General features: G+C 56.3%; 12 protein-coding genes. 5 read left to right on the forward strand and 7 right to left on the reverse strand.

Annotated elements, in window-relative coordinates:
• Positions 1-684: 684 nt before the first annotated feature.
• Positions 685-1,008: a hypothetical protein gene (locus J2R76_RS16970; protein WP_253624241.1), complete on the forward strand. Its 324-nt coding sequence runs from the start codon at positions 685-687 to the stop codon at positions 1,006-1,008.
• Between the two features lie 1,059 nt (positions 1,009-2,067).
• Here J2R76_RS16970 and J2R76_RS16980 read toward each other — a convergent pair.
• From J2R76_RS16980 to J2R76_RS17000, 5 genes are all read right to left on the reverse strand, one after another.
• Entirely contained in the window at positions 2,068-2,385 is a 318-nt protein-coding gene (locus tag J2R76_RS16980) for a hypothetical protein (RefSeq protein WP_253624242.1), read from the reverse strand.
• A 764-nt stretch (positions 2,386-3,149) separates the two neighbouring features.
• Positions 3,150-3,353, reverse strand: a complete 204-nt coding sequence (locus J2R76_RS16985; RefSeq protein WP_028336518.1) for a cold-shock protein — start codon at positions 3,351-3,353, stop codon at positions 3,150-3,152.
• Between the two features lie 265 nt (positions 3,354-3,618).
• On the reverse strand, positions 3,619-4,434 hold the full coding sequence (locus J2R76_RS16990; protein WP_253624243.1) for a hypothetical protein: 816 nt from the start codon (positions 4,432-4,434) through the stop codon (positions 3,619-3,621).
• Positions 4,435-4,836: 402 nt separating this feature from the next.
• Complete coding sequence (locus tag J2R76_RS16995) at positions 4,837-6,444, reverse strand: recombinase family protein (RefSeq protein WP_256520821.1); 1,608 nt, start codon at positions 6,442-6,444, stop codon at positions 4,837-4,839.
• Positions 6,445-6,572: 128 nt separating this feature from the next.
• Positions 6,573-6,830, reverse strand: coding sequence for a hypothetical protein (locus tag J2R76_RS17000; RefSeq protein WP_253624245.1), 258 nt, complete (start codon positions 6,828-6,830; stop codon positions 6,573-6,575).
• A 143-nt stretch (positions 6,831-6,973) separates the two neighbouring features.
• Between J2R76_RS17000 and J2R76_RS17005 the strand changes: the two genes are divergently transcribed.
• Entirely contained in the window at positions 6,974-7,279 is a 306-nt protein-coding gene (locus tag J2R76_RS17005; protein ID WP_253624246.1) for a hypothetical protein, read from the forward strand.
• A gap of 63 nt (positions 7,280-7,342) precedes the next feature.
• On the opposite strand, the gene J2R76_RS17010 is transcribed toward J2R76_RS17005, so the two are convergent.
• Both J2R76_RS17010 and J2R76_RS17015 read right to left on the reverse strand, forming a co-directional pair.
• Positions 7,343-8,413: a cytochrome-c peroxidase gene (locus J2R76_RS17010; RefSeq protein ID WP_305884397.1), complete on the reverse strand. Its 1,071-nt coding sequence runs from the start codon at positions 8,411-8,413 to the stop codon at positions 7,343-7,345.
• Between the two features lie 690 nt (positions 8,414-9,103).
• Complete coding sequence (locus J2R76_RS17015; RefSeq protein ID WP_028336511.1) at positions 9,104-9,349, reverse strand: hypothetical protein; 246 nt, start codon at positions 9,347-9,349, stop codon at positions 9,104-9,106.
• Between the two features lie 789 nt (positions 9,350-10,138).
• Between J2R76_RS17015 and J2R76_RS17020 the strand changes: the two genes are divergently transcribed.
• The 3 genes from J2R76_RS17020 (at position 10,139) to J2R76_RS17030 (ending at position 13,266) form a co-directional block, all read left to right on the forward strand.
• Positions 10,139-10,768 (forward strand): FMN-binding negative transcriptional regulator, encoded by a 630-nt coding sequence (locus J2R76_RS17020; RefSeq protein ID WP_076829171.1) that lies wholly within the window; start codon positions 10,139-10,141, stop codon positions 10,766-10,768.
• Positions 10,769-11,419: 651 nt separating this feature from the next.
• The gene (locus tag J2R76_RS17025) at positions 11,420-12,100 is read left to right on the forward strand and encodes an HAD family hydrolase (protein WP_253624247.1); all 681 of its coding nucleotides are present in this window, start codon (positions 11,420-11,422) and stop codon (positions 12,098-12,100) included.
• A gap of 281 nt (positions 12,101-12,381) precedes the next feature.
• Positions 12,382-13,266, forward strand: coding sequence for a TauD/TfdA family dioxygenase (locus J2R76_RS17030; protein WP_310881385.1), 885 nt, complete (start codon positions 12,382-12,384; stop codon positions 13,264-13,266).
• Positions 13,267-13,337 lie beyond the last annotated feature (71 nt).

Here is a 13,337-nt window from a genome sequence, read left to right on the forward strand (position 1 = left end):
GCCCTATCCTGTCTCGCCAGGCCGATTCATAATACCGACATCTGATACCTACCTTCCGGGCATGCCAATCACCCGGAAGCCGCTCGAGATCCCGCCGGCGGTGACCCGGCAGTTCGCTGCGGACATGCGGGCATATCACGCCGAGCAGGAGGACATCCGCCGCGACCGGATCGCAGTCGGCACCAGGCACATGCTACTAGAGTACACGCCGGCCGGCGCGAAGCCGCGGCTGAGCGAGGCGAAAGAATTATGCGAGATAATGAGATGAATCGAGGGCTCGCAATATTCGCTGCGGTCCTGGGATTGTCGTTTCTCGTCTTCGTCGCACTCGATTATGCGCCAGCGCTTCTCGGCTGCCCCATCAAGGGAAATCTAAGCGCAGCCGGCGAGCGGATATATCACCTTCCGGGGCAGATGTACTATTCGCAGACACGGATCAATTGGTTTCGCGGTGAGCGCTGGTTTTGCTCCGAAGCAAGTGCGCTTGCAGCCGGATGGCGCAAGGCGCGGATCTAGCCGACACCCAACCCCGCTTGAGCAAGCATCCACCACGCCTCTGTTGTGCTCATCGGCACCGACAGTATTCTTACGGGACCGCCTCTGGCAGACAACTTGCGATGCGTGCGTGAATAGTTCGGCCACCAGCTATTCGGTGTGCCGAACTCAAACATTCGGAGCACGCAAATGAATATGCATCCTCGTTTTGAGACAGCCCGCGAAAGCACGGTACGAGAATTGACGATCAGCAAGATACTGGCTGATCTTGTCCGCACCCTCCAACTGATCGAAGCTGAGATCGCGGCCGAAGAAGAACGCGCGAGGATTTTCGACCGATCCAACGTGAGGTATCCGATTTTGGCAAAGTCGCTGAACGATCGGCGCGACAATCTCAGGGTGACCATTGCCGCACTCGAACAGCGTCTCACCGAGAGAGACTCAGCACCACACAGCGTCGCCGACAAGGACGAAACTCAGCGCCGCATCGTAGGCGTGTTCAGGGCGTTGTGACCCGCTGCCTTCAAGTCATCTATTGAGAGTCGACCGTTTGCCGCGGCTTCGAGGATCTTGGAAGCAACGTGCGTCCTGACGCCGGTTTCAAAGACGGAAATGTTCTCGCAAACTTCCTCTAGCACCGCTCTTAGCAGCGTGGTCGTTTCGGCGTCGAACATGCGTTTCCCTCCAATTGGAGATTGATGCTGAACTCCGCGCGAGCGGAGTATGTTCGCTCGGCGGCGATCGCCACGCATTCCAGTCTGGGCCATGAAATCCCAACTCCGAGAGGTTGGCACTTGTCCGCCAAGGTTTTGTGACACGCGTGTTCATCGTTGCGCTCCCAAGGCCGCATCAATGCCCTTGAAAAAACTACGCCGTCGGGCTCGAAATACCGCGTCCCGGCGGCGCCTGTCACTGAGCCCCTTAAATCCCTCAGCGAAAACACGATCTAGCAGCCATTCACCCGCGCATTTGTGAACCAGATCACAATCCCCCCCCCCGTAAGAACCCGGCCCTTTACACCGGCCAAGAGGTCAAGAAGATATGGGGGTAGGTGTCAGCTAGCTTTTAGCCACGAGCGCTTGGGTACATGCGAAGAACCGATTCAGCACTGTGTTTGATGATCGGAGCCGTTATAGGGCCTCTTCCAATGCTACAGTCTGCGAAATCCGCTGAGAACGAAGCCAACAATACGCTGCGTACGACACATTCGACCTACACAATTTCAGAAACACCCGAACATGAATACACGCAGTGCCTGTTCCGCAACGGCGAGCGCCTCTTCTGTTCGACTGGAGGCGGTGTTCTCTATTTCGGCGAGCCGGTCAAAACTAGAAGCTACACTCTCTTGCCAATTTCCGATTGCTGCGGCGGTAACGGTTGCCCTTCGCGGGCCGTTCGACTCGTTGTCGAACGGGGTTCAAAAATAACGGTCAAAAATGTTGTAGAAGATTGTTATTGGTGTGAGCTAACGGTCCTCCATACAAGCGCTCGAACCGACACGGCGACCTTCAAGATCGGCAATAAGCAGGGTTGTCGGCTGGCTGGGAGTTTTCGAAGAGGCACTCTGTCAATTCATCGCTCGAAGATCACCTCGAAAATCGACGCCAGAACATGTAGCGATTTGCATGAGACGATAAAAGCATGCGCGTCCAGTGAAACACGACCTTGCTTCAATCCATACAACTCGTCCGCCAGCGGCAACCGCATGATGCTTTCTATTGAAAATGACCATCCCAGTTTTTCGAGAAGCGCCTTCAACGAAACGTGCGACAACATTTGCGGTAGCGGAAAGGAAATTACGTACCGGCAATTTTCAAGCAAGTTCTGCCGTGGGTGAAGGCGCGCGCCGCCACAGTGGGAGCGAACAGCCCCCAGCACTTCGGGGGCCATGGCCAGTGTTGGAGCCGCTGCCGCGCAACCGCTCCTGCCCCGCCAGTTCCATTCGCGAAGCCGGGCCCGCTGAAGCGTGATGAGAATCGAGGCCCATACTCGGTACCCGTTCGCACATGCAGAAGGGCACGAAGCGGCTTGCCAATGTACTCAGGCGGTTCAGGGCTTAACCAGTGACGACCCCATATAGAATTCCGGCTTGTTCTCCACCGTTGGTTGCGGAAGGATGCCGTTTGAGACCGGGTAGACCCTGACGCATGGCTTTGATTACATGCGAGTTGTGGAAAATCCATTAGCGATCGGGCGCGGGTTGCAGGTTCGTATCCTGCCGGGATCGCCACGACTTATGCCGATAAAATAACCAGTTTCGGCTTCGTTCCAGCGCCCGTTTTCATGTTGCAAGGCGCTGCGACCCACACCAGCAGAATCAAACACGTTTATCAGCCGCTACAAATCACTCCGCGCAACATGGGCGCAACACGGCGGTTTAGCGTTTGTTCTGAAAATGGGGCGCAATCAAAAGCGACCCCAGCGCGGGCGCGCCGGGGCCACCACTAAGCTCCCGGTCGAGGGCGCCACCTGTCCGGGAGCAATGAAGGGACTCATTGGCCCGGCCACTTGTTCCTGAAACATGGCAATGCAGCATAACAAGGATGGCGGCCCTGGCGCGGGGAACGCCAAAGCCGCTCTAAACTCCCGGTCGGGGGGCAACCTATCGCGGGAGCTTATGATGACTCCCGGCATTGCCGCTTGTTCCTGGTGCGTCATCCCACCCGCAGATTTTCGGCGGATGTTTTTCCGCGATTGTCCTTCGCTTCGTAGCTGACTTTCGCGCCCTCATTTAGGCTGCTCAGGCCCGCCCTTTCGACCGCGGAAATATGCACAAAAACATCCTTGCCTCCGTCATCGGGCTGGATGAATCCGTAACCCTTCGTCGGGTTGAACCACTTCACAGTACCTGTAGCCACAGACAACACTCCTTTGGTCCTAGTGCGGGAAACCTAAGCGCTGAGCGTCATGTCCCGCAAGGACAAAGACGCGTGGAGAAACAGCCGTTGGCAAATCAGCAACCAAACTGGCCCCTTAAAAAATAGCAACTCGGGCGGGGGCACTGACGTTTGCTCGCGCTTGGGAAATTTTCAGGGCCCAGGTTTTGGAATGAACGCCGCCGGGCGCATATTTCTGAGACCGGCGGCGTATTTTCTGGCTGGCCCAGCGGTTAAACGTCGGGCGTCACCGTGTCGATGCCGAGCGAGCCGAGCACGCCGCGGGCACGCTCACGCTCAACACCGTGCTCGAGTCCACCACGCGACCGCGACGCAGCCAGGCCACTTTCTGACGCTGTTCGATGGGCGCCGCGGCGGCATTGAACTGCTCAATCGTCATGCCGGTATCAATGTGAACGCTCTCGCGTCCGGCCTCGACTGCCGATGTTGCCACGCTGATCGCGTCCTCCAACTGGGCGATGTCATCGATCAGCGAGCCATGCACTTCGCGCAAAACCTTCTCTTTCAGCACGCCTAGATGGCTGTCAGCCACACCCGTCAAAGCGAGCGCTGCCTCGATGATGGCCGCGCGGACCTGCGGACCGAGGTTCTCTGCCCTGGTGATCTTGTCGCGTTCGACCTGCGGCAAACCGCGCAGCCATGTCCGGAGCTCCATCTTCGCGATGGCCCCTGCCGCGTCGGCTGGATCGGCCTTCGGAAGTTGTAGACGAGCGCGCATGCGGTCGAGCTCCTGCTTGGCTCTCGAGATCGCGCGGCGCCCCTGATGAAATACTGGCACGGCCTGGTGCAGGATGTGATCGCGGTACTGATCCTGTCGGCCCTGAACGGTGTATCGAGTATCCGCATGAAGCTGTTTGCCGATGTTCTCGGCGAGATCGACAGACGACAAGGCGTCCAGGTAGCCCTTTTCCAAGCGCTCGATGGTGGAGTCTGACTTTGATGTCAGCGTCCACATCCGGATTGCCTGGGCTCTACCAGGAACGTCTGCCCGCAGCATCTTGCGGCGACCTTTGACGCCGAACTGCTCGCCAATCGAACTCATCTGTTCAGATGCGCAAGCTCTGGCCGGCGAGAGGCTAGGATTGGATTTCCCCGAACCTTTTGGCAGGACACCAGCGTCACTCGCAGCAACAAGCAACGCGCTTACGCGCCCATGCGAAAAATTCAACCGACGCGAAAATGATCCGCGCCACCCGCCCTTCATCATGGCGACGCTCTCCGTAGTTTCTGGATTTCACTATTCCTTGAGGGAAATGATGGCGGTGCCAGTCACCTTGTAAGTAACGGGCGACACCGGGCGGCGGCGGCCTCCAGTGCGCCTGAGTCGTCACGTCGAACCACAAAATTTGGTCTATAGAAATATAAGAGGTTGGGGGCCTTGGGAACGTACAATCCCGAGCACTGTGCTCATATTGCTTACAACGATGTTCCAGCGAGGGCCCACTTAGACGGTCCGGCCTCTTTCGGTCTTTGCTTTGCTCGTTCTCTCACAGACGCGCTTTATGAGCGATCGAGACAGGGCTTCGAAAGTCTGAAAGCGCTCTATTTTGTGAACCGCGCGCGTGTCTTCAGAAAACCGGAATACCCGACTTTTGAACGAAAGCGACGCCGACGGCAATAATAAATAGTCCAGGACTGCCTCGTTGTTCTCCCCCATCCTTAGCGCAACTACCCATCCCTTCGGCCATCGCACGCGACTACTCAACAACCAGCGTATCGGCTCGCGCCCATATTTGCGCCATTTAGCCACACGGAAGCAGATGTTCACGGCGTTATCTATCCGTAAACATTCGATCGACAGATCAAGTTTGGCGTTCCTACCCGCCCCCTCAAAGGCGTCCCGAAGACGGTAGGCATTCTCGAGGTGGAAATTGACCCACTGTCTGTGCTCGGCGAGTTTATCCAGGCGGCCTTGGTTGCCGGTGTAGCCAATCAACCGATAGATATTTCGAAGGGTGCCAAAGTGATTCAAATATGAGGTGAGTGAAGGTAATCCGGAGCTTTCATCAATAATCGAAGCATTGAGCTTGCCTTTCTTCATCAGAACCTTACGGAGGCGCACCAGCATCTCCTCCTCGGAAATGCAGACTTGACGCTCCTCCATCGCCTTTTTTACTCGCAGAAATGTGTCACACTTGATGATTGGCTCAATCGAGTCATCACTTCTAACCCAGAGCTCTCTGGGATTGCGCGTTCGCTTCGCCCCTAGTTTCTCAGTACAGCGATTGTAGATGAAGTTGCCGATATAAGCTTCGTTATGAAGAATTACGCCTATCGAACTCGAACGCCATCGGCTCCCTCGGTTCGTGAGGACGCCTCGTCGGTTAAGCTCTCGCGCAATTCTCGCCTGCGATTTGCATCGTAGATATTCATCGAAGATCCATTTAACGACGGCGACTTGATCTCGCGAACCTGGCCCAAGTTTTACACGGTCGGTGGTAAGAGACTTCCGCTCACCGCTATGCAGAACTCCTTTCGCCCTACATTTGTCGTCAACGAGCCGCCTCTCTAGCCCATAAGGTGCTGGGGCACCCATCTTGAACCCGCGATTTGCCAGGCGTAAAGCTCCTGCAAGAACCTTGACTGATAGCTCCCGGCTGAACTCCGCCGCCATGACCCTCTTGATATTCTTGACAATGCTCGAAAGCAGGCCTCCGTCGTTATCGAATTGCTCGGCGCAATAGGCAACTTTGATGCCGGCCCTTCGGCAGATGAATTCGTAGTGCGCACTCTCATCTACGTCTTGAAAGCGGCCCCAGCGGCTGACATCGAAAATTAGCAAATGACCGAAGTCCGTGTGACCAGTCTCGACGTCATTGATCAGTTCGGTTAAGCCTGTTCTATTCTCGATTTTGAGACCGCTTTCCCCTTCGTCGCGATAGGTGCGAACGATCCTGAGTCTGTGGAGTTCGGCATAGGCGGCGATTGCCACCGCCTGATTTTCAATTGAGTATTGCTGGTAATCGGTGGACATGCGGACGTACTGTGCCGCGCGATAAATCTTCTGCGACTCGGGTACCCGATCCCTGTGTACAACGAGAGACCTCGCCATGGTGCGGCCCTCCGCGCGCGGCGGTAATCCTGACTACAGCCCGACGCAAGCGATAAAGCTCGACAGCGCCGCCCCTGGGTTACAGTCATCATAGGGACGGTCAGGTGCGCTGTCGTATCGACAGCGTGTCACCGCGCGCCCTGCGCAGCAGCCGGCTCATCCTCAGCCATAACCACGTTCAACGCAGCCACTGCTGCGCGAACCTCCTTGCCGGCCATCCTCGGCGCATATTGGCCGCCGAATCCCAGATACTCGCCGATCTCGCCAATCCTACCGGGATCGCCAGCATTTGTGCCGATAAAATAAAGGTCTGTTGCAGTTTCGGCTTCGTTCCATTGCCCGTCTCCGTGTTGCAAGCCGTCGTCAACCGATATCAGTAAAGTCAACGAATTACCGACGCCTACGGATCACTCCTTGAGCGCGACACGACAGTTCGATTTTCGTTCAGGGTGCTGGATGCAAAACACCGCACAGCGACAGAATCACTTCTGGGAGCGGGTGCCAGTACTATGTCGCGGGCAGGCACGCCGTGACCGCTGGCCTCAACCCGATCTGCGGCAACTTTCTTCATCACGCAATCGAATGCATGTTGAAGGGCGCGATGGTGAAGACGATGACCCTTCAGGAATTGAAAAAGCTCCGCCAGGGCTTGCCGCAGCTCTGGCAGACCTTCAAGTCCGATGTTGGCGATCCTGACCTCTCCAAATTTAATGTAGCCGTCGTCGCGCTCGATAACTACGAGGATCTCCGATATCCCGACGATGCTCTGAAGAACGGCATGGAGTCGGTTATCATAGACGCGTGGGCAACGACAATTAAGATTGGGCACGCTTAGCGACGCGCACATCTTGAATGTCATTGAAACCAAGGACGCACGGCATCCGCCTTATCGGTGGTTCTATTTGTCTAGAGAGGGCCTTGGCGTTGTATCACTACGCGTGGGCAGTCTCGGATATTCGATCTTGGGCAGTTGCCCAGTTAGCGAATTTAGAAACGCGACAATGTCGTTTTCCTCTTTATCGCTGAGCTGCGCGCCGAGCTGGGTCTCACTCATCACGCCAACCGCTTGCTTAAGGGTCCAGGCTTGGCCCGAGTGGAAGTACGGGGCCCGCAACGCGACGTTGCGCAACGGCGCGGCGCGGAAAACGTACTCATCGCTGGCTACCTTGGTAACCGCTAAACGGCCCTTGTCGGCGGATGGAAGCAGCGTTCCGTCCGGCCTTTCAACCACGCCGAACGGGAAGTAATCCTGTCCACCGACGTTGATTCCATTGTGGCAAGACGAGCATCCTTTTTCCATGAATAGCTTTAGTCCTGCCTTCTGCTGATCATCGAGAGCATGCTCATCGCCCTTGAGGTACTGATCAAACGGGGCAGCGGGTGTAATCAGAGTCGCTTCGAAAGCCTCGATCGCCTTGGCGGAATTGTCAAAGGTGACGGGCCTCGCCTCGTTCGGGAACGCTTTCTGGAACATGACGACATAGTCGGTCATCGAATTCAACGTATTGAGTACCCTGTCCGGCGTGGCATTCATTTCGACACTCGCCTGGATGGGGCCGGTAGCTTGCTCCTTGAGATCTGCCGCGCGCCCATCCCAGAACTGCGCCACATTGAATACTGCGTTATAGACGGTAGGTGCCCGACGTGGACCCCGCTGCCAGCCATGCCCCACCGACGTTGGACCGGCATCTACGCCGCCCGCGCCAAGGTTATGGCACGTATTGCAGCTAATGATCCCGCTCGCCGATAGCCTCGGATCGAAGAACAGTGTCTTGCCAAGTTCGACCTTTTCGTGGGTGACTGTGTTGTCCTTTATCGCAGGAACGACCGAAGGAATCGGTTTGAATGCCTCCTTGGCAGCGCTCATCAAATCGTCAGTTGCGCCAGCTGCCGAGGAGACCAGCACCCCAACGCCCAGAACGCACAGCTTGTAGACGAGGGAAAGCTCTCGTGTCGTTGACTTCTTCATTGCTTGCATCACCAATTTCATAGATGCCGGAAACGGCCGAAAAGCTGCACGCGGGCCCCTCCAGGAAAGGCACAGCTCCACCGGAAGCAAACGTCGCAACGCAGCTCTCGAAGCCGCCGGCCACCTCGCGTGCCACCGACGAACAATGAAGAGGCGGTCAACTACAGCGGTTATGATCCAGGATCGCCGAACACGCAGCCTCATTAGCCCACCGCAGCACTTTCTGCCGGTGCAAAGACGTCTGCGAGAGATCTGGGTCGTCGAAGCTGTTGATATTGTCAAAGCAATCCATCCGATTTTCCTCCCCCAGATCTGGGCAAATCAAGCCGGACCTGTCAGTCTAGCTAGAGACCTTCCCATGCTGTGATCCTTAGCTGTCGACAAGCTGACGAGCCCCGGAACAATTCACAATGTAGGTCTTGCAACTTTCGTGTAACGCCGTGCGGGTTTTGCAAGCGGGTCGACGGCAAAACTACGCGGCAACTGAGCGAGCGCAACGCCGCCATTAAGAAGCTCAATCTCATGATGTCCCTCAAGGCACCGGCCTTGAAGGCGAATAGCTGAGCGGCGGCTGTCGCGGTGTTCGCGCAATCGGATGGCGGTAGCCTGATAGCTGAGTAGCAGCGAATGTTGAGGAACGTCGCATTGAGCCGGCGACGTCCGGCTAGTAGGTAAGCGGACTTCGCTCTCCTAGGTGGGCGTGCGCCGTTCGCGCTCAGCCCTATTTGCAGCCCTGAGCCGCTCTCCAATGTGCTCAGAGATATCGCTCATCTCAGCCCGCAACTCGGCTTCGGAAATATCCTGCTCTTTGGCAGCCTCGACAAGGCGCTCAGTGAGTTCCGCAACATCCTGCGACGCCCCGGGAGTCCGATACTGCTCGACGGCGTGAACGCTATTCTCAATCCAGAAGTCGATAAATTCCCGGGCTTTGCTCACTGTATTCCCTTTAACCAAACTAGTGGCCCAGCGTTAACGCCAGTAACGAAACGGAGCAAGGCCGTCTTAGCGGCGTCGGCATATACCAAGGTTTGACGGAGGCGAGAGTTAGGAAGTGACAATCGAACGGCGGATGGCCGATGATTGAACGCGATCAGAAACAAAGGAATTGCCGCAATTGCGACAGCCAAAAGCCAAACAGAACGATTCCTGCGCTGAAAATAAACTCGCTCATGGCAACCCTTCGCCCCGGACACACTCTGCCCTAAAAAACCAGACTAGTTATGCGTCGCGCATAATCCATCGGCCATAACAGGTTGTCCTTCCGCACTTCACCTCGATTAAATCAAACAGATCGGAATCTGCGACATTCATGAAATCTCGACCCGCCGCAAGTGCCACGAGAGATATCGAGTTGGCTTGAGGGAGTTATCGGCGCAGCCAGCGGAACGTTGTCAGCACCGCTGTCCGCTCTGCTCTCGGTAAGCCGGCCGTTGGTAGGTTCCAGGTTGAACGTGGCACGCACCAATCGGTAAGCAGCCGCCCCAGACGTTCAGAGCAGTGAATGAAAGCGAACGCCCCATGGAACCGGACTGGCGCGTCATAATTGCCTCGCTCGGTTACATCACGGCTCCAGGAACACGTCAGCGGGCCATCATGAGGCGGCCAAGCCACGAGCAAGGCGGCCGGATCCAACGGCGAACCTCCAAAGGGGTGACTGAAACTGGCATTTTTCTAGCATGTTGGTCTGGGTTCATCTCGACGACATCCCAACCGGGGGCGCCCTTCGTGTACATACCGTCCCCCTTCCGAGATGATGACCTCGAGAACATGCGAGCGACAATCCGCTGCGCTCGATTGGCCAACCTGATCACGGCCACGTCGGGCGGGCCCCTTGCGACGCCACTTCCGCTCTTGCTCGATGAGAGCGAAGGCGAGCACGGCACGCTGTACGGGCACCTTGCGAAGCGCAATCCGCAATGGCGCATCGCCACGATCGGAGATGCGATGGCGATCTTTACTGGCCCGGAAGCTTACGTGACGCCATCCTGGTATCCCAGTAAACGACAAGCTGAGCATGTGGTGCCGACATGGAATTACATCGCGGTCCATGCCCATGGGCCGATTGAGTTCTTCGACGATCCCGATCGCCTGCTCGAGATCGTGACGCGCCTGACGAATATCCATGAAACGTCACGTGCGACGCCTTGGGCCGTCAGCGATGCTCCCGTGGATTTCATTGCCGCCCAGTTGCGTGAAATCGTCGGCGTGCGCATCCCGATCACCAGGGTCGAAAGCAAGCGCAAGATGAGCCAAAATCGCCCCATGCCTGACCGCATTGGTGTCGCCACCGGCCTAGCCGCGAGCAAGCTGGCACGAGACCAAGAAGTTGCACCTCTTATCCTGGTTCAGGACTGAGACGATCATATGCATGACCGTTGTCAAGAGCGGCGGTCGACACGCAGCTCTCACGGGATCCAGCAGCAATAGTTAGCCGCTACGCCGCTCAAGGTATTTTTGCCTTGTGGCATCAATGGTTGCTCGCGCCAGATTGGAAGAGTGAATGTTGAGCATTGGCTGCAGTCTTCTCAATGGGAAGCTGTTCAACGCTCCCGAGCTTCGACTAGCAACTCAGGGTATCGAGAAGCCCATTCGCCTCACCAGAATTGCGACCAATACTCACGAATGAGTCAGTCGGCTCGGACTTATCGCACCTGGTAGACTCTTGTCCGCATTCTGACAGAGGCACAATCTCATGTCAGGTCCAGTACATCGCGCATAGCACGCGCTCAGACCTTCCAAAGCCCGTTCGGCCTTGATCGTCGGCTGGCATGACCATTGCTTCAAGTAAATCGATCCAGAAATAGGGCCACAAAAGCAGCAATGCTCATGCTCTGCGCCCCCATCTCGCCTCAGAATAACGGTCCGCCCGCTCAGCTCACTAGCGCGCGTTGTTCCGCTGACCACTCTGTCCGACCATACCCACCAGGATCGCACCGAACACGTAGACCAGCAAACAGCCAGTCTCGAACACGTTAATATCGCACGATTACTTGTCTAGGTTCACACATGAAATCCGCCGTTGTATTCGACTGGAATGGCACGCTGCTCGATGATGCCAATGCCGTGCTGCAAACCATCAATGCTATTTTGAGCCGCTTCGGTCGATCAGCCGTCGATATGCACAGACTTCGAGAGGAGTTCGAACTCCCTCTTTCGGTTCTTTTCCGCAACCTAGACATGTCGGAAGATGAAATCGAAGTCGTGCATAGTAACGACAGCGCCATTTTTCACGACGTCTACGAATTCTTGGCGCGCAACGCTGCCTTACGTAAGGGGGCACGAAACGTCTTGCTCGCCCTTGATCAGAGATCCGTTCAAACCGTCATTGTCAGCAATCACATTATTGAACCGATTCGCACACAAGTGAGAAGACTCGGAATCAAGACTCACGTCACGGATATTTTGGCATTTGAGAGCCGCGCAACCCAGTTTAGGAGCATGAGCAAGCAAGAACGGCTGCGTTTGTATATGCAGGCCAACGATCTATCCCCAGAAAGAACCGTCATCGTAGGCGACATGCCAGTTGAGACGGAGATCGCCCGCAATCTCGGTCTTATCAACGTGTCAATCACGGGGGGATTTGTTTCCGAAGCGCGCCTGTGCGCCGCGGGGCCTGACTACATGATTCACGACCATCATGAACTATTACCGGTTTTGCGGAAGCATTGCATTGTTCAGAGCAGTTAAGTGACCACAAGAACATAACTGAAGATCCGCGGCTGGCCCGCTGCTGCTATCCGCTTCGTCTTCGCGATCCGGTGATATTCGAGGTCGGAGATCGAGTTCTTTCACTCGGTCGAACCGACGGCTCAGTCCGATAAGTCGCGTCAAATATCGCGATCCGCTTAGTGCGATCTGGCTACACGTTCGGTCTTTCGCCTGGCATGATGCTTGCTGCAGATCATTCGCGAACCGAGAGGCGAGGAAGAACTGCAAGGTCTTGGAAAATCAACAGGAGCACAACGGCTTTGATCGATGACGTCATTCCGGGCACCGATGTTGTGAAACGTGCGGCGCGCATCGGTGCCGAAGTCAACAATATCAAGCTATCGGGCGATCTACCGGACCACACGATCGCTGCGATAAACAGCTTGTTGCTCGAGCACAAGGTGATCTTCTTTCGCAATCAAGGACATCTCAACGACGCCGAGCAGGAGCGTTTTGCCGCTCGTCTCGGAAAGCTAGTGCCGCATCCGATGCTCGGTGCTACCAAGGGGACGACGTCGCTCCTCGAACTGGACTCCACTCGCGGCGGCGGTCGCGCCGATGTTTGGCATGCGGATGGAACCTTCGCCGAAGCCTATCCCAAGGTTTTAGTCTTGCGAGCCGTTGTAATGCCAACGTTCGGAGGCGATACCGTTTGGTCGAACACAGCAGCCGCTTATCTTGATCTGCCGCCGCCGCTACAACGCCTTGCCGAGGAGCTATGGGCCGTTCACAGCAACGTTTTCGATTACGCTGGGATCGCGCGCGTCCGTGACATCGACAAGAAACACTTTGACGATGTGTTCACCAGCAGGATTTTTGAGACTGAGCATCCCGTGGTGCGCGTCCACCCCGAGACAGACGAGCGGACGCTAGTGCTCGGCGCCTTGGTGAAGCACTTTGTTGGGGTGCCCAAATATGACGGACAAAAGCTGTTCGAGCTGTTCCAGTCTCATATTACCGCGCCCGAAAACACTGTGCGGTGGAACTGGTTAGAGGGCGATATCGCGATATGGGATAATCGCGCAACACAGCATTACGCCGTCAACGATTACGGGGACCAGCATCGCGTGGTACGTCGGGCCACGATCGATGGTGACGTGCCCGTCAGCGTGGATGGCAGGAGAAGTGTGACGCGCCTGAAGTGACCGAATAGGTGTCCGCCACGACCAGCGCTCTCGCATCCGAAAATGGACAAAGCCTGGCTACCGGAGCTGTT

It is taken from the genome of Bradyrhizobium sp. USDA 4532, from assembly GCF_024171315.1.
GTDB classification, from domain to species: Bacteria; Pseudomonadota; Alphaproteobacteria; order Rhizobiales; family Xanthobacteraceae; genus Bradyrhizobium; species Bradyrhizobium australafricanum.

What these genes read in the sequence shown, in the direction of transcription:
- J2R76_RS16970 (WP_253624241.1), top strand. Translation starts at nt 685, where the DNA reads ATGAATATGCATCCTCGTTTTGAGACAGCCCGCGAAAGCACGGTACGA.
- J2R76_RS16980 (WP_253624242.1), bottom strand. Translation starts at nt 2,385, where the DNA reads ATGGCCCCCGAAGTGCTGGGGGCTGTTCGCTCCCACTGTGGCGGCGCG.
- J2R76_RS16990 (WP_253624243.1), bottom strand. Translation starts at nt 4,434, where the DNA reads ATGAGTTCGATTGGCGAGCAGTTCGGCGTCAAAGGTCGCCGCAAGATG.
- J2R76_RS16995 (WP_256520821.1), bottom strand. Translation starts at nt 6,444, where the DNA reads ATGGCGAGGTCTCTCGTTGTACACAGGGATCGGGTACCCGAGTCGCAG.
- J2R76_RS17010 (WP_305884397.1), bottom strand. Translation starts at nt 8,413, where the DNA reads ATGAAGAAGTCAACGACACGAGAGCTTTCCCTCGTCTACAAGCTGTGC.
- J2R76_RS17025 (WP_253624247.1), top strand. Translation starts at nt 11,420, where the DNA reads ATGAAATCCGCCGTTGTATTCGACTGGAATGGCACGCTGCTCGATGAT.